At 61.0% G+C, this 24578-nt stretch carries 22 protein-coding genes; 10 read left to right on the top strand and 12 right to left on the bottom strand.

Annotated features, from left to right (window positions below; all coding sequences use genetic code 11):
• Nucleotides 1–44 precede the first annotated feature (44 nt).
• The 4 genes from C8K63_RS01405 (at nt 45) to C8K63_RS01385 (ending at nt 5606) form a co-directional block, all read left to right on the top strand.
• A complete protein-coding gene (locus C8K63_RS01405) occupies nt 45–1811 on the top strand; it encodes an ATP-binding protein (protein WP_108215060.1) in 1767 nt (588 codons plus the stop codon).
• Nucleotides 1805–3139, top strand: coding sequence for a sigma-54 dependent transcriptional regulator (locus C8K63_RS01400; RefSeq protein WP_108215059.1), 1335 nt, complete (start codon nt 1805–1807; stop codon nt 3137–3139). Before C8K63_RS01405 ends, C8K63_RS01400 begins: the two co-directional genes overlap by 7 nt.
• A gap of 291 nt (nt 3140–3430) precedes the next feature.
• Entirely contained in the window at nt 3431–4750 is a 1320-nt protein-coding gene (locus C8K63_RS01390) for an MFS transporter (protein WP_108215057.1), read from the top strand.
• Between the two features lie 232 nt (nt 4751–4982).
• A complete protein-coding gene (locus C8K63_RS01385; RefSeq protein WP_108215056.1) occupies nt 4983–5606 on the top strand; it encodes a flavin reductase family protein in 624 nt (207 codons plus the stop codon).
• Between the two features lie 3 nt (nt 5607–5609).
• Here the strand turns inward: C8K63_RS01385 and C8K63_RS01380 are convergent, their stop codons facing one another.
• Together C8K63_RS01380 and C8K63_RS01375 are read right to left on the bottom strand one after the other, a co-directional pair.
• Nucleotides 5610–5840: a hypothetical protein gene (locus C8K63_RS01380; protein ID WP_108215055.1), complete on the bottom strand. Its 231-nt coding sequence runs from the start codon at nt 5838–5840 to the stop codon at nt 5610–5612.
• A 42-nt stretch (nt 5841–5882) separates the two neighbouring features.
• Nucleotides 5883–6236 (bottom strand): putative quinol monooxygenase, encoded by a 354-nt coding sequence (locus tag C8K63_RS01375; protein ID WP_108215054.1) that lies wholly within the window; start codon nt 6234–6236, stop codon nt 5883–5885.
• 429 nt (nt 6237–6665) lie between these two features.
• Between C8K63_RS01375 and C8K63_RS01370 the strand changes: the two genes are divergently transcribed.
• Nucleotides 6666–7595 carry an AraC family transcriptional regulator gene (locus C8K63_RS01370; protein ID WP_108215053.1) on the top strand — a complete coding sequence of 310 codons (930 nt, stop codon included), beginning with the start codon at nt 6666–6668 and terminating at the stop codon, nt 7593–7595.
• A gap of 132 nt (nt 7596–7727) precedes the next feature.
• Here C8K63_RS01370 and C8K63_RS01360 read toward each other — a convergent pair whose 3' ends face one another.
• From C8K63_RS01360 to C8K63_RS01325, 6 genes are all read right to left on the bottom strand, one after another.
• On the bottom strand, nt 7728–8783 hold the full coding sequence (locus C8K63_RS01360; protein WP_108215051.1) for an ABC transporter ATP-binding protein: 1056 nt from the start codon (nt 8781–8783) through the stop codon (nt 7728–7730).
• Between the two features lie 18 nt (nt 8784–8801).
• A complete protein-coding gene (locus C8K63_RS01355) occupies nt 8802–9650 on the bottom strand; it encodes an ABC transporter permease (protein WP_108215050.1) in 849 nt (282 codons plus the stop codon).
• The gene (locus C8K63_RS01350) at nt 9647–10555 is read right to left on the bottom strand and encodes an ABC transporter permease (RefSeq protein WP_108215049.1); all 909 of its coding nucleotides are present in this window, start codon (nt 10553–10555) and stop codon (nt 9647–9649) included. The genes C8K63_RS01355 and C8K63_RS01350 overlap by 4 nt, the downstream gene beginning before the upstream one ends.
• Before the next feature lie 231 nt (nt 10556–10786).
• Complete coding sequence (locus C8K63_RS01340) at nt 10787–11890, bottom strand: extracellular solute-binding protein (RefSeq protein ID WP_108215047.1); 1104 nt, start codon at nt 11888–11890, stop codon at nt 10787–10789.
• Between the two features lie 297 nt (nt 11891–12187).
• Nucleotides 12188–13636 (bottom strand): aldehyde dehydrogenase family protein, encoded by a 1449-nt coding sequence (locus C8K63_RS01330; RefSeq protein ID WP_108215045.1) that lies wholly within the window; start codon nt 13634–13636, stop codon nt 12188–12190.
• The gene (locus tag C8K63_RS01325) at nt 13633–15270 is read right to left on the bottom strand and encodes a 5-guanidino-2-oxopentanoate decarboxylase (protein ID WP_108215044.1); all 1638 of its coding nucleotides are present in this window, start codon (nt 15268–15270) and stop codon (nt 13633–13635) included. The genes C8K63_RS01330 and C8K63_RS01325 overlap by 4 nt, the downstream gene beginning before the upstream one ends.
• Before the next feature lie 159 nt (nt 15271–15429).
• On the opposite strand from C8K63_RS01325, the gene C8K63_RS01320 reads away from it, so the two are divergent.
• Nucleotides 15430–16311: a LysR substrate-binding domain-containing protein gene (locus C8K63_RS01320; RefSeq protein WP_108215043.1), complete on the top strand. Its 882-nt coding sequence runs from the start codon at nt 15430–15432 to the stop codon at nt 16309–16311.
• A gap of 130 nt (nt 16312–16441) precedes the next feature.
• Here the strand turns inward: C8K63_RS01320 and C8K63_RS01310 are convergent, their stop codons facing one another.
• Together C8K63_RS01310 and C8K63_RS01305 are read right to left on the bottom strand one after the other, a co-directional pair.
• A complete protein-coding gene (locus C8K63_RS01310) occupies nt 16442–17056 on the bottom strand; it encodes an NAD(P)-dependent oxidoreductase (protein WP_108215041.1) in 615 nt (204 codons plus the stop codon).
• Between the two features lie 46 nt (nt 17057–17102).
• Entirely contained in the window at nt 17103–17981 is an 879-nt protein-coding gene (locus C8K63_RS01305; RefSeq protein ID WP_108215040.1) for an MBL fold metallo-hydrolase, read from the bottom strand.
• 235 nt (nt 17982–18216) lie between these two features.
• Between C8K63_RS01305 and C8K63_RS01300 the strand changes: the two genes are divergently transcribed.
• Nucleotides 18217–19122, top strand: coding sequence for a LysR family transcriptional regulator (locus C8K63_RS01300; RefSeq protein ID WP_218279784.1), 906 nt, complete (start codon nt 18217–18219; stop codon nt 19120–19122).
• Between the two features lie 202 nt (nt 19123–19324).
• On the top strand, nt 19325–19501 hold the full coding sequence (locus C8K63_RS30435; protein WP_162837843.1) for a hypothetical protein: 177 nt from the start codon (nt 19325–19327) through the stop codon (nt 19499–19501).
• Between the two features lie 9 nt (nt 19502–19510).
• Here C8K63_RS30435 and C8K63_RS01295 read toward each other — a convergent pair whose 3' ends face one another.
• A complete protein-coding gene (locus tag C8K63_RS01295; protein WP_108215038.1) occupies nt 19511–20407 on the bottom strand; it encodes a helix-turn-helix domain-containing protein in 897 nt (298 codons plus the stop codon).
• A gap of 190 nt (nt 20408–20597) precedes the next feature.
• Here C8K63_RS01295 and pobA point away from each other — a divergent pair, with 190 nt between their 5' ends.
• Nucleotides 20598–21782 carry a 4-hydroxybenzoate 3-monooxygenase gene (pobA, locus tag C8K63_RS01290; protein WP_177413218.1) on the top strand — a complete coding sequence of 395 codons (1185 nt, stop codon included), beginning with the start codon at nt 20598–20600 and terminating at the stop codon, nt 21780–21782.
• Between the two features lie 78 nt (nt 21783–21860).
• Entirely contained in the window at nt 21861–23378 is a 1518-nt protein-coding gene (locus C8K63_RS01285) for an MDR family MFS transporter (protein ID WP_108215036.1), read from the top strand.
• A 230-nt stretch (nt 23379–23608) separates the two neighbouring features.
• Here C8K63_RS01285 and C8K63_RS01280 read toward each other — a convergent pair whose 3' ends face one another.
• Nucleotides 23609–24481: an ATPase gene (locus C8K63_RS01280; RefSeq protein WP_108215035.1), complete on the bottom strand. Its 873-nt coding sequence runs from the start codon at nt 24479–24481 to the stop codon at nt 23609–23611.
• Nucleotides 24482–24578: the final 97 nt, after the last annotated feature.

The raw sequence follows: 24578 nt of genomic DNA, 5'->3' as shown, positions 1-24578 counted from the left end.
ACATGCTATGGTGCTTTCCCCCATTTTCACCTGTTGTTCATTGCATGCTGCCGACATCCCGAACCCTACGCCTGGCGCTCTACACCCTGTTGATCATCGCCGGCGCCGCCATCGCCGCGACCCTGGCCGTGCGCCACGCCGTACGCCAGTCAATGGTCGAAGACGCGGCCCGTGCCAATCAGCAATTGGCGCTGTACGCCACGTCCCTGCATACCCTGATCGAACGTTACCGCGCCCTGCCCGCCGTGCTGGCGCTGGACCCGGAACTGCGCTCGGCGCTCAAGGGGGCGGTGAGCCCAGAGCAGCAGGATGCGTTGAACCGCAAACTGGAAAAGATCAATGGCGCCGCCGAATCCTCGACCCTGGAATTGCTCGACCGCAGCGGCCTCGCCATCGCGGCGAGCAACTGGCGTTTGCCCAGTAGTTATGTCGGTCACAACTACGGTTTCCGTCCCTATTTCAACCAGACCCGCACCCAAGGCACCGGGCGCTTTTATGCCGTGGGCGTGACCAGCGGGATTCCCGGCTACTTCCTCTCCAGCGCGGTCAGCGATGATGGCGGCCAGTTCCTCGGCGCCATGGTGGTGAAACTGGAGTTTCCCGAACTGGAGCGGGAGTGGCGTCAGGGCAGCGACACGCTGCTGGTCAGCGACGCACGCGGGATCATCTTCATCGCCAACCAGCCGGGCTGGCGCTATCGCCTGCTCAAGCCGCTGAGCGACAGCGATCATGCCGAACTCAAGACTACCCGCCAATACGACAAACAGCCGCTGACGCCGCTCGAGTTTCAATCGTTGCGGCGCTTCGACGACAACAGTGACCTGACCCGGGTCGACGGCCCGGACGGCAAGGCGGATTACTTGTGGGAATCCCTGCCGCTGAGCACCGAGGGCTGGACCCTGCACCTGCTGCGGCGCCCGCAGGTCGCCTTCGAAGACAGCCGCAACGCCGCGCTTGCCGCGGCCGGGTTGTGGCTGACCCTGGTGTTCCTGTTGCTGTTTCTCAACCAGCGCTGGCGCCTGGCGAAAATGCGCCAGCGCAGTCGCGAAGAACTCGAACGACTGGTAGAAGAACGCACCCGCGACCTGCGCACCGCCCAGGAAGGCCTTGTGCAATCGGCAAAACTCGCGGCACTGGGGCAGATGTCTGCCGCCCTGGCCCACGAAATCAACCAGCCGCTCACCGCCCAGCGCATGCAGTTGGCAACCTTGCGCCTGCTGCTCGACCACGGCCGCGTCGACGACGCCTACAAGGCACTCAAACCGGTGGATGAGATGCTCACGCGCATGGCCGCCCTCACCGGCCACCTGAAAACCTTCGCCCGCAAAAGCCCCAGCGGTTTGCGCGAACGCCTGGACCTTGCGGCGGTGGTGGACCAGTCGCTGCAACTGCTCGACACAAGGTTGCGCGACGAACAGGTCAGCACTGTGCTGCACCTGACCCGCCCGGCCTGGGTGCGTGGCGATGCGATTCGCCTGGAACAGGTGCTGATCAACCTGCTGCGCAACGCCCTCGATGCGATGCAGGACAAACCCTGCAAACGCCTGGAAATCCGCCTCGAAGCCGACGAGCAATTGTGGCGCCTGAGCGTGATCGACAATGGTGGCGGTATCGCCGAAGAGAACCTGTCCAAGGTCTTCGATCCGTTCTTCACCACCAAACCGGTGGGCGAAGGCCTGGGAATCGGGCTGGCCGTGTCCTTTGCCATCGTTCATGAATCCGGCGGGCGCTTGAGTGCCGGCAATCATGACAAAGGCGCCGTGTTTACCCTGACCTTGCCCATCGACCTGGAGGTGCATGAAGCATGCTGAACTCAGTGATCGTGGTCGACGACGAAAGCAGCATCCGCAGTGCCGTCGAGCAATGGTTGAGCCTGTCGGGTTTCGAGGTGCAGCTGTTCAGCCGCGCCGATGAATGCCTGGCGCAATTGCCCAGGCATTTTGCCGGGGTGATTCTCAGCGACGTGCGCATGCCCGGCATGACCGGCCTGGAACTGCTGGCCGAAGTACAACGCCGGGATGCCGATTTGCCGGTGATCCTGCTGACAGGCCACGGTGATGTACCGATGGCCGTCGAGGCCATGCGCGACGGTGCCTACGATTTCCTGGAGAAACCCTTCAGCCCGCAAACCCTGCTCGGCAGCCTGCGCCGCGCCCTCGACAAGCGTCGGCTGGTGCTGGAAAACCGCGCGCTGCACGAACAGGCGGACAACCGCGCCAAACTGGATGCCACGCTGCTAGGCGTGTCCCGTGGCCTGCAAAACCTGCGTCGGCAGGTTCTCGATCTGGCGGCGCTGCCGGTCAACGTATTGATCCGCGGTGAAACCGGCAGCGGCAAGGAACTGGTCGCCCGCTGCCTGCACGACTTCGGACCACGGGCCGACAAACCCTTTGTCGCACTCAACTGCGCGGCCATCCCCGAGCAATTGTTCGAGGCCGAGCTGTTCGGTCACGAGAGCGGCGCGTTCACCGGGGCGTCCGGCAAGCGCATCGGCAAACTGGAGTACGCCGACGGCGGCACGCTGTTTCTCGATGAAATCGAAAGCATGCCCCTGGCCCAACAAGTGAAATTGCTGCGGGTGTTGCAAGAGCAAAAGCTTGAACGACTGGGTTCGAACCAGAGCATCCGCGTGGATCTGCGCATCATCGCCGCGACCAAACCGGACCTGCTCGACGAAGCGCGGGCCGGACGTTTTCGCGAAGACCTGGCCTATCGTTTGAACGTCGCAGAACTACGCCTGCCGCCCTTGCGCGAACGCCGGGAAGACATTCCGCTGCTGTTCGAATCCTTTGCCCAAAACGCCGCCGAACGGCTGGGACGTAAATTTCCACCGTTGAGCGGCGCACAGTTGAGTCACCTGCTGAGCCACGACTGGCCGGGCAATGTGCGCGAACTGGCGAACGTCGCCGAGCGTCAGGTATTGGGGTTGGGTGAGCCGGAGCCCTTGGGCATCGAGCCCGGCCAGTCACTGGCAGCGCAGCAGGAAGCGTTCGAAGCGCAATGCCTGCGTGCCGCGCTGACCCGGCACAAGGGCGATGTGAAAGCGGTGCTCGAAGAACTGCAACTGCCGCGCCGGACCTTCAATGAAAAGATGCAGCGGCATGGGTTGAGCCGGGAGATGTTTTTGCCCGAGGCCTGATTTTTGTGGCGTCTGCTCTGGCCTCATCGCGAGCAGGCTCACTCCTACAGTGGTTTGATGTACGCCGATCCATTGTAGGAGTGAGCCTGCTCGCGATGAGGCCGGTACAACCACAGCAACACTTGAGCAATTTTCCGCTCACCACCAACTACAGACAAGCGGATTTCCGCTCACCGAAACACCACCACCCCTCTAAACCGCCCCTCTCCCCCTTGGCACAGCTCCTGCTATAGCCCTTGCAGGCTGCGTTTATTCGCGCTCCACAAAAACAATTAAATGAAGGATCCTTCAATGGATAACTCCAACTCCCTGCCGCTTGGGTCGGCTGCCGCACCGGCCAAGGAAAGAACCACCGCCAGTCGCATCAAATCGATTTTCAGCGGTTCCGTCGGCAACATGGTCGAGTGGTACGACTGGTACGTCTACGCCGCCTTCTCCCTGTACTTCGCCAAGACCTTCTTCCCCAAAGGCGACACCACCGCCCAACTGCTCAACACCGCCGCGATTTTCGCCGTGGGCTTCCTGATGCGTCCGATCGGTGGCTGGCTGATGGGGCTGTATGCCGACAAGGTCGGGCGCAAAAAGGCCCTGATGGCTTCGGTGTACCTGATGTGCTTCGGCTCGCTGCTGATCGCCCTGAGCCCGAGTTACGAAGTCATCGGCATCGGTGCGCCGATCCTGCTGGTGTTCGCGCGCTTGCTGCAAGGCCTGTCGGTGGGTGGCGAATACGGCACCTCCGCCACCTACCTCAGCGAGATGGCGACCAAGGAACGTCGTGGCTTCTACTCCAGCTTCCAGTACGTGACCCTGATCTCTGGCCAGCTCATCGCTTTGGCAGTGCTGATTGTCCTGCAGAACTTCCTGACTACCGAAGAGCTGTACGCCTGGGGCTGGCGCATCCCGTTCGCCATCGGCGCGCTGTGTGCCGTGGTTGCGCTCTATCTGCGTCGTGGCATGGAAGAAACCGAGTCCTTCACCAAGAAAGAAAAAGCCAAGGAAAGCGCGATGCGCACCTTGATGCGTCACCCCAAGGAACTGATGACCGTGGTCGGCCTGACCATGGGCGGTACCCTGGCGTTCTACACCTACACCACGTACATGCAGAAATACCTGGTGAACACCGTCGGCATGAGCATTTCCGACTCCACCACCATTTCCGCCGCCACACTGTTCCTGTTCATGTGCCTGCAACCGGTGATCGGCGGGCTTTCGGATAAAATCGGTCGCCGGCCGATCCTGATTGCCTTCGGCATCCTGGGCACCCTGTTCACCGTGCCGATCCTCACCACCCTGCACACCATCCAGACCTGGTGGGGCGCGTTCTTCCTGATCATGGCGGCGCTGATCATCGTCAGTGGCTACACCTCGATCAATGCGGTGGTGAAGGCCGAACTGTTCCCGACCGAAATCCGCGCACTGGGCGTGGGCCTGCCGTACGCACTGACCGTTTCGATCTTCGGTGGCACCGCCGAATACATCGCGCTGTGGTTCAAGAGCATCGGCATGGAGACGGGTTACTACTGGTACGTGACCGCGTGTATTGCCGTGTCGTTGCTGGTGTACGTCACCATGAAAGACACCCGCAAGCATTCACGGATTGTCACGGACTAAATCAAGCCTCAAGGAAAAGGGGCAGATCTCACCGGGGTCTGCCCCTTTTTTATTGAATCAACATAACCCCTTGTGGGAGCGAGCCTGCTCGCGATGGAGTGTCAGTCGACACCAACTTATCTGATACACCATCGCGAGCAAGCTCGCTCCCACAGAGGGTAGAGTCGACTGGAATTCAGCGGTTCATCCTTGCACTATGAACGCCACCCGAACTACGCCCTGGAATTACTCCATGCCCGACGACATCCACTTCTACGAACCCGCCAACGGCCACGGCCTGCCCCACGATCCGTTCAATGCCATCGTCGGCCCGCGCCCCATCGGCTGGATCTCTTCACAGAATGCCGAGGGCCACTTGAACCTCGCGCCCTACAGCTTCTTCAACGCCTTCAACTACATTCCGCCGATCATCGGGTTTTCCAGTATCGGGCGCAAAGACAGCCTGAACAACATCGAACAGACCGGCGAGTTCGCCTGGAACCTGGCCACGCGGCCGCTGGCCGAGCAGATGAACCAGAGCTGCGCCATGGTCGGGCCTGAAGTCAACGAATTCGAACTGGCCGGGCTGACGACCGTTGCCTCGAAGGTCATTCAGGTGCCGCGGGTGGCCGAGAGCCCGGTGTCCTTCGAGTGCAAGGTCACGCAGATCATCCAGTTGCAACGGGCGGACGGCAATGTGGTGCCCAGCTGGCTGATCCTCGGCGAAGTGGTCGCCGTGCATATCGCCAAATGGCTGTTGAAGGATGGGATATACGACACCGCCGCGGCAGAACCGATTCTGCGCGGCGGCGGGCCAGCGGATTATTTCCAGCTGGGGCCCGAGGCGTTGTTCAAGATGTACCGCCCGGGGCGATGAGAATCACCAGAGCAGGTCGGTGTTTTCCTTGACGTCCTTGAGGTGGGTCAGTTCCTTGGCGGCCGCATCATCGGCCTCGTGAGCGGTCTTGAAGATCTGGCCTTCCAGCACTTTGTGAAAACGCGGAGCGCCGGCACCACCCAGGGCTTTGACGGCGATAGCGGCGTGGTAACCACCCTCGCCCGGTACTACAGCGGAAACAGCTTCGAAGTGATCAAAGGCTTTACGTGCCATGTCGCGACATCCTGGCTGGTTGAGAATGCCATCATTAAACCCTCAACCGGCCAGTTTGTGTACCGCCACTGCGGACTGATCGAGGGCCTGCGCCGCCGAGACATCCTTGAAGGTGTGGAAATCCAGGCTGTTGACCACCAGCTCCTGCACCAGCTCGGCAAAAATCTCCATCGCCGGCGTGCTGAAGTACGCAGTCATGGCCTGTTGATTGCTCCAGAAACCGGAGACCAGCCAAAGCTGCGGATCGCACTGCGAATGCTGCAAGGCAAAGCTCAGGCAGCCAGGCGCTGCGCGGGACGGTTCGATCAGGGCGCTGAGGCGTACACCGAGTTCCGCCGAGCGCCCGGTGCGCGCTCGAACGAAGGCCATATGACTGACAGGGATCTGCTTGGACATGTTCAACCCTCCCGGGGAGTCGCGTGGCAGCCCGGGGGACGGGCTGCGACAGGATCAAAGGTTAAGGGCCGCGACGCCTGTCTCGTTAGTCGATTCCTGCCGGCGCGTTGCACAATCCTGCGAAACTGCATCGCCAGCCTGTAACAAGCAGTAAAACCCTGTCACGGTTCTGCCATACGAGCTTTGTGTAGGAGCTGCCGAAGGCTGCGATCTTTTGATTTTGAAAGTGAAGGTCAAAAGATCGCAGCCTTCGGCAGCTCCTACGGGGTTATCGGCGTTAGTTGAAGCGCGCCTGTGCGTTGGCCGTGCTTGGGAACGAAACCAACCCCGAGCAGAATCAGGCAAGCATCGGGCAGGATGTGTCTACCGCTGCGGCTTGCACAAACTTATGCTCTGCCCATTACTCATGCCTTGCCGAGGATGCCTTGCATGTCGTCGCTCGATCACTCTGAAGCGCCGCTGAACCCAGACTTGGAGCACCAGCGCGCGGAACTGGCGGCGATCATTCGCCGTAACACCGCCGAAGATGGCAGTTATGCGACCGCCATTGGCTCACTGTTCATGTCCCGCCACAGCCAGTCCCACGAGTTCGCCCCGGTGCTCGCGCAACCGGCGCTGTGCATCATGGCCCAGGGGCGCAAGGAAGTTCAGCTGGCCAACGAGTACTTCAACTACGACCCGTTGAACTACCTGGTGGTCTCGGTCTCGATGCCGCTCAGTGGACGGGTGGTGGATGTCTCGCCCGAGGAACCGATCCTGGCCTTGCGCCTGGACATCGAACCCACGGAAATCACTGCATTGATCGCCGACGCCGGCCCCCTCGGAGTGCCCTCCCGGCCGACCGGGCGCGGGCTGTATGTCGAAAAACTCGACAGCGCGATGCTCGACGCGGTGCTGCGCCTGGCGCGGTTGCTGGACACGCCAAAAGACATCGCCATGCTGGCGCCGCTGATTCGTCGAGAAATACTCTACCGATTGTTGCGCAGCAAGCAGGGACATCGGCTGTACGAAATCGCCATCGCCAACAGTCAGAGCCATCGCATCAGCCAGGCGATCAAATGGCTCAACGGCAACTTTGAACAGCCGTTGCGTATCGACGATCTGGCCAAGGAAGTGAACCTGAGCGTGTCGACGCTGCATCACCGCTTCAAGGCGATGACGGCGATGAGTCCGTTGCAGTACCAGAAGCAGTTGCGCCTGCAGGAAGCACGGCGGTTGATGCTGGCCGAAGGGCTGGAAGCTTCGGCGGCGGGGTATCGGGTCGGGTATGAAAGCCCGTCGCAGTTCAGCCGGGAGTACAGCCGGTTGTTCGGGGCGCCGCCGTTGCGGGATCTGGCGCGGTTGCGCTTATCGGTTTGATCCAGAATTTGTGTTGGTTGTGCCGGCCCCATCGCGAGCAGGCTCACTCCTACAATGGGCCGGTGTACACAACCCCCATGTAGGAGCGAGCCTGCTCGCGATAGGGCCAGTTCAGGCAATATAAATCCTGGATCAGGCCCCCAGTACCCGACAAGCCTCCACCGGCAAGGTCACCGACACCGGATGCCCAACGCTCAGGCCAAAGCCCTGGCACGGCGTGCTCAGCGCGGTAAACGACACCCCGGAACACTCCACCGTGGTCTCGATGGTCGCACCGATATCCCGCACGAAGGTCACCTTGCCCAGTAGACGGTTGCCCGCGGTCGCCTGCGGAGCCGACAGTTGCAGGTCTTCCGGGCGAATCAGCATCTTCACTTTTTCACCGACCACAATGCTGCTGCAGATCGGCACTTGCAGCGCATCGCCGCCTGGCAAGCTGACCTTGCCGTTGCCCAGCACCGTGGCCGGGAAGATGTTGCCCGAGCCGATGAAGTCCGCGACGAACTCGTTGGCCGGGTGGCGGTAGATTTCAATCGGCGTGCCCACCTGCTGCACCTTGTGCTCACCCAATACGACCACGATATCGGCCATGGTCATGGCCTCGCGCTGGTCGTGGGTCACCATGATGGTGGTGATGTTCAGGCGTTGTTGCAGCTGACGGATTTCCACCTGCATCGACTCGCGCAGTTTGGCGTCCAGCGCCGACAGCGGCTCGTCGAGCAGGAGGATTTTCGGGTGCGAAGCAATTGCCCGGGCAATCGCCACGCGCTGGCGTTGCCCGCCGGACAGCTTGGCCACCGGACGATTGATCATCTGCTGCAACTGGATCAGTTCCAGCAACTCCACCACCCGCGCCTGCTGGTCAGCCTTGCTGACCCCGCGCAGTTTCAGCGGATAGGCGATGTTCTCCCCCACCGTCATGTGCGGGAACAACGCCAGGGACTGGAACACCATGCCGAAATTGCGCAGGTGCGCCGGGGTGTTGCCGATGTCTTCACCGTCCAGGCGGATCTCGCCGCCGGTCAGGGTTTCAAGGCCGGCAATCATGCGCAGCAAGGTGGTTTTGCCGCAGCCCGAAGGGCCGAGGAAACACACCAGTTTGCCCTCGGGCAAATGCAGGTTCACATCCGTTACCGCGCAGGCCGAGCCGTAGTGTTTCTCGACGTTTTCCAGAATCAGACCAGACATGTGAATCACCTCAAGAAATCAGAACGAAACGCCACCTTCACCAACCAGTTTTTCGAGCGCCCAAATGAGGACAAAGTCGATCAACACGATCAGCACGGCAAACGAAAATACGGTTGGGTCGAGCGAAGACACGGTGCGGCTGTACATCCAGATCGGCACGGTCATCACATCGATGGTGTAGAGGAAGTAGGTCACGGTGAACTCGTTGAACGAGACGATGAACGCCAGCAGCATGCCTGCCAGGATCCCCGACTTCATCAACGGCACCACCACATCGACAATCGCCCGCAGCGGTGAAGCACCGAGCATTTGCGCAGCCTCTTCGACTTCACTGCCGATGGAGAGCATCGCCGCCGTGCAGTTCTTCACCACGAACGGCAAGGCGAGGATCACGTGGGCAATCACCAGGCGCGAGGTGGTCATCTGGAACGGCAGGCTGTCGAACACCAGCAGCAACGCCAGCCCCAATACCACCATCGGGAACACCAGTGGCAACGACATCAGTTGCAGCGCCACGGCCTTGCCGCGGAACTCGCAACGGGTCAGCGCGTAGGCCGCCGGCACCGCAATGATCGTGGCGAAAATCATGGTCAGGCACGCCACCATCAGGCTGGTGCTCATGGCTTTGCCCAGGCTCAGCACGTCACTGGCGTCCGGCGACACGAAGGTGTGCCAGGCGGCCTTGTACCATTGCAGGCTGTAGCTGCTCGGCGGGAAGTCGAGGTTCGACGCGCCGCTGAAGGACATGACGATCATGGTCAGGATCGGCAACACCGCCAACAGCAGGATGAAGCCCGAGAGGATGCCGGCAAACTTGCCGGTCTCGCCGGGCAACAGCGACTGGCGCTTCTTGATCAGGGTACTCATTGCGAAGCCTCCAGCATGCGGCGACGACGGCCAGTGATGTATTCGGACAGGGTCATGATCGCGAGGGTGGTGACGATCAGCACCACACCGGCAGCGGATGCGGCGGGCCAGTTCATCAGCGGGGCGATCTGGTCATGCACCATCACCGCCAGCATCGGCACACGCCGGCCACCGAGCAGCAACGGCACCACGAAACTGCTGGCGTTGTAGGCGAACACCAGGGTCGCACCGGTAATGATCCCCGGCAGACTCATCGGCAATACCACCTGGCGAAACACTTGGAAGCGACTGGCGCCGAGGGTCGCGGCGGCTTCTTCGTAACTGCGAGCGACGCCGCGCATGGCGCTGGCAATCGGCAACACGGCCAGCGGGAAGGCGGTTTGCACCAGGCCCATCAACACGCCGTTCTGGTTGTACAACAGCATGATCGGGCGCTTGATCAGGCCCAGGCCCATCAGGGTCTGGTTGAGCATGCCACCGGGACCGAGGATCACCAGCCAGCCGTAGCTTTGCAGCAACAGGTTGACCAGCAAGGGCAGCAACACTGCCGCCAGGAAGATCCGGCGCACGAACGGCGAGCTCAGGCGCGACATGGTGTAGGCCACCGGGATCGCCAGGATCACGGCGATCACCGCGCTGATCAGCGCCAGGCGCAAGGTCAGCATCAGCGACTTGAGGTAATAGGGTTCCAGCAACTGGGCGTAACTGGCCAGGCTGAACCCGGACCATTCCGCGCCTTTGGTGCCCACGCTCATGCGCAGTACCAAGAGGCTTGCGGCAATCAGTACGCCAAGAAACAGCATCGACGGCGAGAGAAAAAACCAGGCGCGCGTCGTTGGCGAAACACCCCGAACAGCGCGCACGGGGGCGGCACTCACCGGATGAGTCAGAGGTTGGTGTTCCATAGCAAAGGGTCTCGTCAATGGAAGATCATTGGCGCAAGAGTGTGGGTATTAACTCGATCCCGTAGGAGCTGCCGAAGGCCGCGATCTTTTGATCTTGATCTTTTCTGGAGCAGATGAAGATCAATATCAAGATCAAAAGATCGCAGCCTTCGGCAGCTCCTACAGGGGGGATCCGGTCAGCCGTCACACCCGTGCCGCGATGAGGCTCGAAGAACCTCCGCGCCATTCAGATCAGGAAGAAAAGATTTCCGTGTAACGACGAATCCATTGGTCATGCACAGTCGCCAGGAAGGCGTTGTCGTGCATGATCGCCTTCTCGGCAATCTGCTCCGGCGTGAGGATGTACGGGCTCTTGCGTGCTTCGGCGGAGATGATCGCCTTGGCGTTGACCGGGCCGTTGTAGATGTCTTCAGCCATCTTGCCCTGCACCAGCGGGTCCAGAGAATGGTTGATGAAGGCGTAGGCCATGTCGGTATCGCCCGGACGATTCTTCGGCATCACCGACAGCATCAGGTCGGTGTAGAAACCTTCCTTCATGCCAAATGTGGCGCCCAGGCCGTAGTTCGGATCGCGGATCTGTTTCGGGAAGAACGCGGGGGCGTACAGACCGCCCATGTCCAGGGAACCGGTACGGAACAGTTCGGCGATCTGGTTCGGGTTTTCGCCCAGGGTCACCACACGATCTTTCAGCTCGGCGAGCTTCTTGAAGCCAGGTTCAATGTTGTGTTCGTCACCACCGGCCAGTTTGGCGGCGATGATGATCAGGTCCATGGCCTCGGTCCAGTTCGGCGGCGGCAGGAAGATGTTCGGTGCCAGGTCGGCGTCCCACAGGGAAGCGTAGCTGTCCGGCGCTTGTTTCTGGGTGCGGGTGCTGTAGACCAGGCTGTTGCACCACAGCAGGTAACCGATACCGTGGCCATTGGCGCCGGTGCGGTACTTCTCCGGTACATCGACGAGGTTGGGAATGCGGTTGAGGTCGGGTTTTTCCAGCAGGTTGGCAGCGGCCAGACCTTCGGCGCCGACGCCTGCCAGGGTGATGACGTCGTATTGCGGACGATCACCACCGGCCTTGAGCTTGGCGACCATTTCCGAGGTACTGCCGGTGCGGTCAGCGATGACCTTGCAGCCGTACTTGTCTTCGAAGGTCGCGGCGATGTTGCGCAGCGCAGCCAGGCCGGTGTCATCGGACCAGGTCAGCAAACGCAGGGTCTTGCCGGCAAAACGTGTGTCGCTGGCATTGGCCTTGATGAACGGCATGCTCATGGCTGCCGCTGCAACCGAGGCTACGCCCACGGTCTTGATGAATTGACGTCTGTTCAGATCATGCTCGCCCATTACGGACTCCCTTTGTTTTTGTAGGTATAAGGCAGGTCGAAACTGTTGCATCCACGCGACCGGACCAGCGTTATCCCCCGTATTTTCGGGGGCTTGGCTGAGCCAGCGGGTTCATCCTGAGGTCGTGTAAAACACCTGACTATCGATAAAAACTCATTGAAGCCATGACGCCAGCGCATGCCTCCTGTAGGAGCGAGCTTGCTCGCGAAAGGTGCAAGGGCGCCGCGTAAATTCAGGCGCCCCACGTCATCGTTGACGTCCATCGCGAGCAAGCTCGCTCCTACACAGTGACAGGCGTCAGACGGCCCGGATCACGTGTTTGATTTCCTGGAAAGCCTGCAAGCCCCACGGCCCCAATTCACGGCCGATGCTGCTCTGCTTGTAGCCGCCCCAGGCGGTCTGCGGGAAGATCACCTGTGGCGCGTTGATCCACACAAGCCCCGCCTGCAAGGCGTTGGCGACGCGGTCAGCGGTCTGTGCATTGCGCGTGACCACACTGGCGACCAGGCCAAACTGGCTGTCGTTGGCCAGTGCAATCGCTTCGGCTTCCGAGGCGAAACTGCGCACGCAGATCACCGGGCCGAAAATTTCTTCATTCCACAGCGCACTGCCCTGGGGCACTTCGGTGAAAACCGTCGGCTGCAAAAAATATCCGCGTGGCAGGTCGGCCGGGCGATTGCCACCGCAAACCAGCTTGGCGCCGGCACTCAAACCGCGATCGATGTGACCGAGCACGCGCTGGTATTGCGCCTGATTGACCAGTGCGCCCATTTCCACGTTCGGGTCGAACGGGTCGGCTACGCGAATCGCTTCGGCACGAGCCTTAACGCGGGTCAGGAACTCATCGGCCAGTTCATCGGCGACCAGCACGCGGCTGGTGGCGGAGCACATCTGCCCGGCGTTGAAGAAACCACCGCTGCAAGCCACTTCCACCGCCAGGTCGAGATCGGCATCGGCCAGCACCAGCAGCGAAGATTTGCCGCCCAGTTCCAGGCTCACGCCTTTGACGGTTTCCGCCGCCCGTTGCATGACCTGCACGCCGACTGCGTTGCTGCCGGTGAAGGACACCTTGGCGATGCGTGGGTCCGCCGACAGCGGAGCACCAACGGCCAGGCCGGTGCCGCACACCAGGTTGAACACACCCGCCGGCACACCGGCCTGGGCGACGATTGCCGCCAGTTCCAGCTCCGGCAGCGGCGTCACTTCCGAAGGCTTGAGCACCACGCAGCAACCGGCGGCCAGGGCCGGGGCGAGCTTCCACGCAGTGGTGACCATCGGGAAGTTCCACGGCACGATCAAGCCGACTACACCGCACGGCTCGCGGCGCAAACGCGCGCTGAAATCGTCGGTCGGCAGCTCAATGGCGCTGTCCTGTTTCGCGTCCAGCCCTTCGGCCAAACCGGCGTAATACTCGAACGTGGCGATCACGTCATCAACGTCGATAGCCGCTTCGAACTGTGGCTTGCCGTTGTTGCTCGACTGCAAGTGCATCAGCTTTTCACGGTTGGCCTGCACGCCGGCGGCGATTTTGCGCAGGATCGCACCGCGTTCGGCGCCCGTGGTTTTTGACCAGTCGGCGAACGCCTGGGTCGCCGCGCTCACGGCTTGATCAACCGCGCGTTCGTCGCCGCCATTGACGGTGGTCAACAGGGCTTCGGTCGCCGGGTTGATCACGCGCAGGTGTTCGTTGCCGGCCGACCATTGGCCGTAGATGTACAGGCCATCCAGCGTTGTAGGGAACATCATTTCGACACCGCCTGCATCCACTCGGCCTGGTCGATTTCAATCAGGGTCGGGCCCTGGCGATCGGTGGCCATACGCAATGCGCCACGCAGTTGCTCGACACTGCTGACCGCTTCGGCCGCACAACCCAATGCCTTGGCCACACCGATGAAGTCCGGGGTGTAGATGTCCACGCCGACCGGTTCGATGTCACGGTTGACCATGTATTTCTTGATCTCTTCGTAGCCCTGGTTATTCCACAGCAGCACGATCACCGGGGTGCGCGCTTCAACGGCGCTGGCCAGTTCCGGCAGGGTGAATTGCAGGCCACCGTCGCCGATCAGGCACACCACCGGAGGACGCGCGCCACCTTCAACGCGGCCACCCAGCCAGGCGCCAATCGCCGCCGGCAAGGCGTAGCCGAGGGTGCCGTAGCCGGTGGACGAGTTAAACCAGCGGCGCGGGCGCTCCGGGTTGAACGTCAGGTTGCCGGTGTACACCGGTTGCGTCGAGTCGCCGACGAATACCGCGTTCGGCAATTCATGCAGAACGGTTTCGAGGAAATGGGTCTGGGCCAGGGTCGGTGCGTCCCAGGTCGCGGCCAGGTCTTCACGCAGACGAGCGGCGCGCACCTGGCCCCAATCGTTGCGGCGCTCGGCCAGGGATTTGTGCGACAGGGCGCTGAGCAAAGCCTGGGCGGCGTTGCGCGAGTCGGCCACCAATGCCACGTGCGGCGGGTAGTTGCGCACGGTCTGGTCCGGGTCGATGTCGACGCGCAGCAACTTGCCGGGGATTTCAAAGCCACCGGCGAAGGTCACATCGTAGTCGGTCTCGGCCAGCTCGGTGCCAATGGCCAGGACCACATCGGCCTCGGCGACCAGCGCACGGGTAGCGACCAGGCTCTGGGTCGAGCCGATCAGCAACGGGTGGCCGGAGGCGAGCATGCCCTTGGCATTGATGGTCAGGGCGACCGGCGCGTCCAGCCGCTCGGCCAGTTCAGTCAGCTCGGACGCCGCGTCGATGGCCCCGCCACCGGCGAGAATCAGTGGACGCTTGGCGTCGGCCAGCAAATCGGTCATGCGTGACACGGCGCTCGGCGAAGCACCGGCGCGGTCGATATTGACCGGCAGGCTGCTGAGCAGGTCATCGGCTTCTTCGACCAATACGTCCAATGGAATTTCGATGTGCACCGGACGCGGACGCCCGGCCTGGAACAGTGCAAAGGCGCGAGCCAACACACCCGGCAACTCCGCCGCCGACATCAGGGTGTGGGAGAACGCCGCGACACCGGCACACAGTGCGCCCTGGTTCGGCAGCTCATGCAGCTTGCCGCGACCGCCACCCAACTGGCTGCGCGATTGCACGCTGGAGATCACCAGCATCGGGATCGAATCGGCGTAGGCCTGGCCCATGGCGGTGGTGATGTTGGTCATGCCCGGGCCGGTGATGATGAAGCACACACCCGGTTTGCCGCTGGTGCGGGCGTAGCCGTCGGCCATGAAGCCAGCGCCCTGTTCATGGCGCGGCGTGACGTGGTTGATGCGCGAACGGGCCAGCCCGCGATACAGCTCCACGGTATGCACCCCCGGAATGCCGAACACCTGCTCGACCCCGTAGTTTTCGAGTAACTTGACCAATACTTCGCCGCACGTCGCCATGTCTTTGCCCTTTTTGTTCGTTTGAGACGCCGGGCGTGCGCTGTGTTTATGATGGATTCGCAGGCCCGGGAATGGCCTCATTGGAACGGGCTAGACGTAGCCGCAACAATGGATAAAAAGTCATACTAGCCATGTCCTCACGTCATACCTTGGATCCCAATGAAACGACTGCCTCCCCTGCCGGCGCTGCACACCTTCCTGATTACCGCGCAGTGCTGCAATTTCACCCGGGCCGCCGAACAGCTGCACATCACCCAGGGTGCGGTGAGTCGGCAGATCGCCGGGCTGGAAGATCATCTGGGTTATGAGCTGTTCATCCGCCTGGCCCGGGGCCTGGACCTGACGGCCGAAGGGCGGGAATGGCTGCCACGGGTACAGCAGATTTTCGGCCTGATCGACGAGGCCGTTGAACAGATCGGCGAGAAGCGCGAAACCCTGCAACTCAAGGCCCCGACCTGCGTCATGCGCTGGTTGCTGCCGCGTCTGTTGCAATGGCAAAGGGAACGCCCGGATGTGCCGGTGGAACTGACCACCACGGTCAAGCACGGCGTGGATTTTCATCGCGAGCAGTTCGATGCGGCGGTGATGTATGGCACACCGCCGGACGATTCATTGATGTCGCAAAAACTCTTCGATGAGCAACTCACGCCTGTGTGCTCCAGACCGATGCTCGAAGGCCCCATGCCCCTGCAAGCACCGGCCGATCTGCAACAACACCTGTTGCTCCACCCGACCCGCGATGAACGGGACTGGAAGGCCTGGTTGAAAGCGGCGGATGTGCATTTGACCAATGTCGGCAAGGGTCAGCATTTCGAAACACTGGACCTGGCGATGTCGATGGCGTCCCAGGGAACGGGGGTGGCGATTGGCGACTGGTCGCTGATCGGCGATGACCTGAACGCCGGGCGGCTGGTCATGCCATTCGATTTGAAGGTCACAACGGGGCTGGCGTATTACCTGGTGTTCCCCGAAAAGCCCGAACCTTCGCCGAAGTTGCGTGAATTGATGGGCTGGTTGGTGGAGCAGGCGCAGTCGCGGTAAAACCGCAAAACCCTGGTGCACCACCCTGTGGGAGCGAGCCTGCTCGCGAAAGCGATCGACCATTCAAAAATGCAGTTGGCTGACCTGACGCCTTCGCGAGCAGGCTCGCTCCCACAGGTAATCAATCTGATCAATACCCGACCGCAAACCGCTGCCGCGAATGCTTTGGCGCTTCCACTTCGTCGAGCATTGCAATCGCGTAGTCGGCGAACGTGATCCAGCTGCGCCCTTCGCTGCTCACCAGCAAACCATCCTGACCGAGACGAAATTTCCCGGTGCGCTCGCCTTCGACAAATTCGGCCGATGGCGACAGGAAGGTCCAGTCCAGTTGCTTTTCCTGACGCAGGTTAGCGAGGAACTCGGCACCGGCACTGGCCTCTGCCTTGTAAGCCTCAGGGAAACCTTCGCTATCGATCACTCGAGTGCCATCGGGCAATAGCAGCGAACCCGCCCCGCCCACCACCAGCAGACGTTTTACCCCAGCTTTTTTCACCGGGTCAACGACTGCGCTGGCAGGTAGCGTGGCGAAATGCGCCGCGCTGATAACCACGTCATGGCCCGCAATTGCAGCTTGTAACGCAGCGGCATCAAGGGCATCGACGGCCTTGCCGACCACACCTTCACGCAGGTCGATTTTCGATGTGTCGCGGGCAATGGCGGTAACACTGTGACCACGACGCAGGGCCTCTTCCAGCAGTTGGCTACCGGCACGACCGGTGGCACCAATGATTGCGATTTTGCTCATGACGTTCTCCAGTGGGTTGAGCTGTTTGGATTTCAGTTGAAGCGGGTTACCACTTCATCTCGCCCTTGGCGACTTTGGCACTCAGCTCCAGCGAACTTTCATCGCCCAGTGCCGGGAAGCGTTTTTTCATTGCCGCAATCAGATCAGCAGAATCCTTGGCCTTGGCGGTTTCCTCGTCGAAGGCCTTGATGTAAGCGGCGGTGAACTGCACTGCCGTCAGGGAGCGATCGCTCTCGCCCAGGTAATGCCCCGGTACCACGGTCTGCGGCTTCAGGGCTTCAATGGAATGCAGCGTAGCCAACCAATCGGCATGGGACTGTGGCGTTTGCGTGTCAGCCATCCACACGTGGATGTTCTGCGCCACCACGACACCGCCGACTACGGCCTTGATCGATGGAATCCATACAAAGCTGCGATCCGGCTGCGAGCCCTCAAGGCCGACTACCTGCAATTTCTTCCCTTCGAGGTTCAGGCTATCGCCCTTGAGCACGTCCGGCACGATGGTTTTGCCCGGCACATCAGCCCCCATTTTCGGGCCCCAGAACGCCAGTTTGCCGTCGACGGTTCGCTTGATGTGGTCGACGGTCGGCTGCGAAGCGAGGACCTTGGCCCTGGGAAACGCGGCCGTCAGGGTGTCGAGGCCGAAGTAGTAGTCCGGGTCACCGTGGCTGATGTAGATGGTGGTCAGTTGCTTGCCGCTGGCGCGGATCTTTTCCACCACTTGCTCGGCCTGGGATTTGCCGAATTGCGCATCTACCAGGATCGCTTCTTTCTCGCCGCTGACCAGCACCGAGGTCACCGGGAAGATGGCTTTTTCGCCGGGATTGTAGACATCCAGCGTCAGGGCCGAGGCAGCTGCATGGGCGGCGAAACCGAGGGTGGCGCTTGCCAGCAAAATGCGCTTTAAAGTGGTGAAAACGATCATCTGTTGCTCCGTTGTCCGAATGCCTTGCATGGCGATGTCTTTTGTAGGAGCGAGCTTGCTCCGGGCGGCGTTCCGACGATGGAATCGAAGACGCCGCGTTTAACCGGTAACCCGCGTTATCGTTAACGACCATCGCGAGCGAGCTCGCTCCTACAGAGGAACAGAGCTTAGTTGCCTGACTCAGTACAAAAAATGCGATGCTTGAACATAGTTTGTTTCTGAAAGCGGGCAAATCATGGATCGTCTTCAAGCAATGCGTGTGTTCGTCACGGTGGTCGACCTCGGCAGCCAGTCGGCCGCCGCCGATCATCTGGAGCTGTCACGACCGGTGGTGTCGCGGTATCTGGCGGAACTGGAAGACTGGGTCGGCGCGCGCCTGATGCATCGCACCACACGCAAGTTGAGCCTGACCGCCGCCGGCACCGAGATCCTGCCCCGCTGTCGGCAGATGCTCGATTTGTCCAGCGACATGCAAGCCGCCGTCAGCGAACCGGACGACGCACCGCGCGGCCTGCTGCGGATCAGCGTCAGCACCTCCTTCGGCCAGGCGCAACTGGCCGATGCCATGGCCGCGTACGTCAAACGCTACCCCGGTGTCAGCATCGACATGCAGATGCTCGACCGCACCGTGAACCTGGTGGATGAGCGCATCGACCTGGCGATCCGCACCAGCAACGACCTGGACCCGAACCTGATCGCCCGCCGCCTGACGGTTTGCCGCTCGGTGATCTGCGCCTCCCCCGCTTACTTGCGCGAGTACCCGGCGCCGCAACGGGTCGAGGACCTGAGCCGGCACAATTGTCTGACCCATTCCTACTTCGGCAAAAGCCTCTGGCATTTCGAGCAGGACGGCGAGCAGGTTTCAGTCCCGGTGCAGGGCAACATCAGTGCCAACGAGGCCAGCACGCTGTTGCGCGCAACGCTCGCCGGTGCCGGGGTGGCGATGCTGCCCACGTATCAGGCCGGTGTGCACATTCACAGCGGCGAATTGATTCGTCTGCTGCCGACGGCCGAACCCCGGCAAATGAACGTGTATGCGGTGTATGCCTCGCGCAAGCACATGCCGGCGGCGTTGCGCAGCTTGCTGGATTTTCTGGTGGTGAGGTTTCCGGAGGAACCGGCGTGGGATGTGGGCCTGTAACCCGATTAAAACTGTAGGAGCGAGCCTGCTCGCGATAGCGTTGGATCAGTCAACATCTTCGTCAATGAACGATTGCTATCGCGAGCAGGCTCGCTCCTACAAGGGCATCAGTGTTCTGAATACCGCGCTATTGCTGATAACTCCCCAGCGCTGACCTATGCTCAAACTAATACCGAAAGGTATTCGTTCAGAGGTCAACGCCATGAACATCAAAACAAGAAGATACCTCGCGATTTTCATCACCTGCGCGGTCACGCTCGGGCTGTATGGCGCTGCCGCCTGGCGCGTAGAGCAACTGCGCAACCTGCCCCGCGAATATGCGAGCTGCAACTTCGAGCGCTGCATTCCCCACAACGCCACCCTCAACGCCCTCCGGTAACGAAGGGGGTCAGGCTTCGTTGTCCTGATCGGCCTTCAAGCGGTCGCGGAAGGCCTTGGGCGAAATCCCCACACGACGCCGGAACAGGCGCGTGAAGTTGGTCGGATCGGAAAACCCCAACACGTCGGACATTTCATAAATGGTCATGCTGGTGTAGGTCAGCAAACGCTTGGCCTCCAGCAATTGCCGTTCGTGCATGATCTGCAATGCCGGCTGCCCCGCCAGCTCACGACAGGTGCCGTTGAGGTGGGACACGGAAATCCCCAGCCGGTGCGCCAGGTCCTCGACCTTGACGTGCTGGCGATAGGTCTCTTCCACCAGTTGAATAAAGCCGTTGAGGTATTCCCGGGCCCGCTGCGGTCGCGCCATGGCGGTGCGACGCTGGATCACCTGGCGGCTGACCCACACCATGATCACACTGACCAGCGAATGCATGAGCATTTCCCGCGCCGGTTGATGGCTGGTGTATTCGTTCTGCAAGGCACTGAACAGGCTGTTGAGGTACTCGGCGTCCTTGCCTGCCGGGTAGCTTTCAGCCTGGGCCAGGGCATTGACCGAGTGTCCCAACTGCATCTGCAGGTGGGCGATCAGCGGCGCGGCCAGGGTCACGACAAAGCCTTCCACGTCTTCGGAAAAGCGAAAACCGTGCACCGACAGCGGTGGCAGGATCTGGATCGCCGGTTCCACCAGTTGCGTACGATTGCCTTCGATTTCAAGCTCTGCCTGACCTTTGAATACGAAGAGTAACTGGCACAAATCAGCGTGGCGGTGGGGTTTGATTTCCCAATGATGTTCGCGACTGCGTTTGGAAATGGTTTCACAGTGCAGCAAGTCCGGGGTCGGCCAATCCAGGCTTTCACCGTAGAGCTTGAACACCGGAATCGAAGGCAGGTCAGGCTTGTTCATCACTTCAATCCAGGCCTCGGAGTAGATGGCGGGCGATAATCGCACCGATTGGCAGAATGTACAGGTATCGGCTCAGTTTTCACCTTCAATTGACAGACTCGCAAGGGAAAAATGCAAACACTCGATCCATAAAAATCATTCACCGGCCCTGGTCGCGTGAAGCTTGCGAGTCATAACAACAATGAAAACGCTGAAAACCCAAGTCGCCATCATTGGTGCCGGCCCTTCAGGCCTGTTGCTCGGCCAATTACTGCACAACGCTGGTATCGATACCGTCATTCTGGAACGCCAGGCCCCGGACTATGTGCTCGGCCGGATCCGCGCCGGCGTGCTTGAACAAGGCATGGTAGAGCTGTTGCGCCAGGCCGGCGTGAGTCAGCGCATGGACGCCGAGGGACTGGTGCATGGCGGCTTCGAGCTGGCCCTCGACGGGCGCCGGGTCCATATCGATCTGCACGCACTGACGGGTGGCAAAACCGTGATGATCTACGGCCAGACCGAAGTCACCCGCGATCTGATGGCCGCTCGTCGGGAGGTCGGCGCACAGACGATTTATCAAGCCGCCAACGTCGTTCCCCACGGCATGAAAACCGATGAAGCGTTTGTCACTTTTGAGAAGGATGGTGAGACCTGGCGACTCGATTGCGACTACATCGCCGGTTGCGACGGCTTCCATGGGGTGGCGCGGCAATCGATTCCCGCCGACAGCCTTAAAGTCTTCGAACGGATCTATCCCTTCGGCTGGCTCGGGATTCTGGCCGATACCCCGCCGGTCCACGAAGAACTGGTCTACGCCCGCCATGAACGCGGCTTTGCCTTGTGCAGCATGCGCTCGCCGACACGCACCCGTTATTACCTGCAAGTGCCCACCAGCGATCATGTCGATAACTGGTCGGATAAACGCTTCTGGGACGAACTCAAGTCGCGATTGCCGCAAGAACTGGCAGACAAACTGGTCACCGGCCCGGCCATCGAAAAAAGCATTGCGCCGCTGCGCAGCTTCGTGGTCGAACCCATGCAATACGGGCGAATGTTCCTGGTCGGCGATGCCGCGCATATCGTCCCGCCCACCGGTGCCAAGGGCCTGAACCTGGCGGCCAGTGATGTGAGTACGCTGTTCAATATCCTGCTAAAGGCCTACCGCGAAAATCGCACCGATTTGCTGGAGAAATACTCTGAGATCTGCCTGCGCCGGGTATGGAAGGCCGAGCGCTTTTCCTGGTGGATGACCTCCATGCTGCACCGCTTTGATGATCACGATGCCTTTAGCCAGCGCATTACCGAGTCGGAACTGGAATATTTCATCGATTCTGAAGCGGGTCGGAAAACCATTGCGGAAAACTACGTTGGGCTTCCTTATGAGGCTATCGAATAGCCTCCTATCGACTTACACTGGCGAGCATCCCCGCTCGCCTTGCTACTTGCGGGTCAATCACTGCCCGCAGGTTTTCCCGTGACCAATCTCCACCAGCCTGAAATGCCTAAATCCGCCATCCGCAGCGTGCTGATCGCGCTGATGCTGGCGATCTTTCTCGGGGCACTGGACCAGACCATCGTCGCTGTTTCGATGCCGGCCATTTCCGCGCAATTCAAGGACGTCAGCCTGCTGGCCTGGGTGATTTCCGGCTACATGGTGGCCATGACCGTGGCGGTGCCGATCTACGGCAAACTGGGCGACCTGTACGGGCGGCGCAAGCTGATGCTGTTCGGCATGGGCCTGTTCACCCTGGCGTCGGTGTTCTGCGGCATGGCCCAGAGCATGGAGCAACTGGTACTGGCGCGGATCTTCCAGGGCATCGGCGCCGGCGGGATGATTTCGGTGAGCCAGGCGATCATCGGTGACATCGTGCCACCACGGGAGCGCGGTCGTTATCAGGGCTATTTCAGCAGCATGTACGCGGTGGCCAGCGTGGCCGGCCCGGTGCTTGGCGGCTATATGACCGAATACCTGTCCTGGCGCTGGGTGTTCCTGATCAACCTGCCGCTGGGCCTGGGTGCTTGGCTGGTGGCTAACCGCACGCTGGTGGGCCTGCCGATTCCGCAACGCAAACCGATCATCGATTACCTGGGCACCGTGCTGATGATCATCGGGCTGACGGCGTTGTTACTGGGCATCACCCAGGTCGGTCAGGGCCATTCGTGGCGCAGTGCCGAAGTGCTGGCGCTGCTGGCCAGTGCAGTGCTGGTGCTGGGGCTGTTCGTCGTCCACGAGCGGCGCGCACGGGAGCCGTTGCTGCCCATGCATCTGTTCGCCAACCGCAACGCGATCCTGTGCTGGTGTACGATTTTCTTTACCAGTTTCCAGGCGATCTCGCTGATTGTGCTGATGCCATTGCGCTTTCAGAGCGTCACCGGTGCCGGTGCCGACAGCGCCGCCCTGCATTTGCTGCCACTGGCCATGGGTTTGCCGATTGGCGCGTATTTCGCCGGCCGCCGTACTTCCGTGACCGGGCGCTACAAACCGATGATCCTAACCGGTGCTGCGCTGATGCCCATCTCGATTCTTGGCATGGCGTTCAGCCCGCCGCAGGCGTTCGTCGTGAGCAGCCTGTTCATGTTGCTCTGCGGGATTTCCTCCGGCATGCAGTTCCCGACCTCCCTGGTCGGCACGCAGAACTCGGTCGAGCAACGGGATATCGGCGTGGCGACCAGCACCACCAATCTGTTCCGTTCGCTGGGGGGTGCCGTGGGTGTGGCGTTGATGTCGGCACTGCTGCTGGCGTTGTTGCAGGATTCAAGTCTTGCGCACCTGGCCGGCTCGTCGCTGATTGCCGAAGGCAGTTCGGGGAATGTGTTGCTGGACGGTTTGAACGCCGCACCGGGTGACGCGCAGAACGCCTTGCGCGCTGAATTGTTGCTGACGTTCCGGCACTTGCTGACGGTCAGCGCGGTGGTGTCGCTGCTGGGGCTGGTGGCAGCGATTGCCATGCCGAACATGTTGTTGCGCGGGCGTGAGGACAAGGTTCGGTAGGCAGGCCGAGTCGCCTTCATCGCGGGCAAGTCAGTTAAGGGATCGACCAGCGCTGATTAGCCTGTGGCGAGGGAGCTTGTCGGAACGCCGCACCGTCCCGCTCGGCGGCGAAGCAGTCGTAAACGAGGCACTGCTGTTCTAACTGAAAAACTGCGGTGAATGGTTTTGGGGCCGCTGCGCGCCCCAACGGGAGCAAGCTCCCTCGCCACAAATACTCACACCACTGACAATCACTGCCGGGTGCGCAGTTGCTGCTGCAGGTTCTGGATCTGCGCCTGAAGGGTATTGATGTTGCGGGTGACCTGGCTGCGGAAGGCATCGAACTCGGCGGTATTGGTCGAGCCCTGTGTGGCGGCCGGACGATTGTCCTGCTGGCTCTTGAGCACGATCATGTCTTGCTCGAGTCGTTCGATGGCTGCGCTCGGGTTGCCTTGCTTCTTCAGTGCGGTGATGTCGGCGCCCAGGCTTTTGAGCTGTGCGTCGAGTTTTTCCGAGTCGGACGGGGCACTTTTCAGGGTGGCCAATTCAGCGCTCAAGGCTTTGACCTGGGCCTGCAACTGCGTATTGGCCGTCTGATGTTCGGTGTCCTGGGCAGTCAACTGCGCCAGGCGTTTGTCCAGTTCGGCGGATTGCGCAGTCATTTGTGCCAGTCGCTTGTCCAGGTCCGAGGCCTGGCCGGCAACACCTTGCTGCTGGGCGCCCTGGTCCTTGAGTTTGCTTTCCAGCTGGCGGATTTGCAGCTTCAAGGCCTCGCTGTCGGTGGTGACACTGGTCTGGCTGGCAACGACCTTGCCGGAAATGTCCTGCAGGCGCCCAGCCGCTTCCTCACTGATCCGCGCGAAACTTTCCTGGGTCGCCACCAATTGCTGTTCCATCAGGGAAATCTGCTGAAAACTCCACCAGGCCAGGCCCGCGAACGCAAAGATCAACGCCCCGACCAACGCCCACAGGGGGCCGGTACTCGCCGCCTTGACCTTCACCGCCGGCGCCGTGCGCGAATGCACGACCGTGCGGGCAGTCGGCGGAAAATCGTCGTCGAGAACGTCTGCACGCAGGCTCGGTACATCGTCGAAGTCGTCGTTGGCATCGTTACGCATGGACATTGAATCAACCTTAGTGAAACAAATGATGGCTTTATGCCGCGCAGTATAAACCCCACAGCCTCAACCATTGACCCCCAAGCCCCGTATCCGGTTCAGT

Source organism: Pseudomonas sp. GV085, assembly GCF_003050925.1.
Lineage (GTDB): Bacteria > Pseudomonadota > Gammaproteobacteria > Pseudomonadales > Pseudomonadaceae > Aquipseudomonas.
Note: the sequence above shows the minus strand (reverse complement) of the source record. Positions and strands in the feature narration are given on the sequence as shown.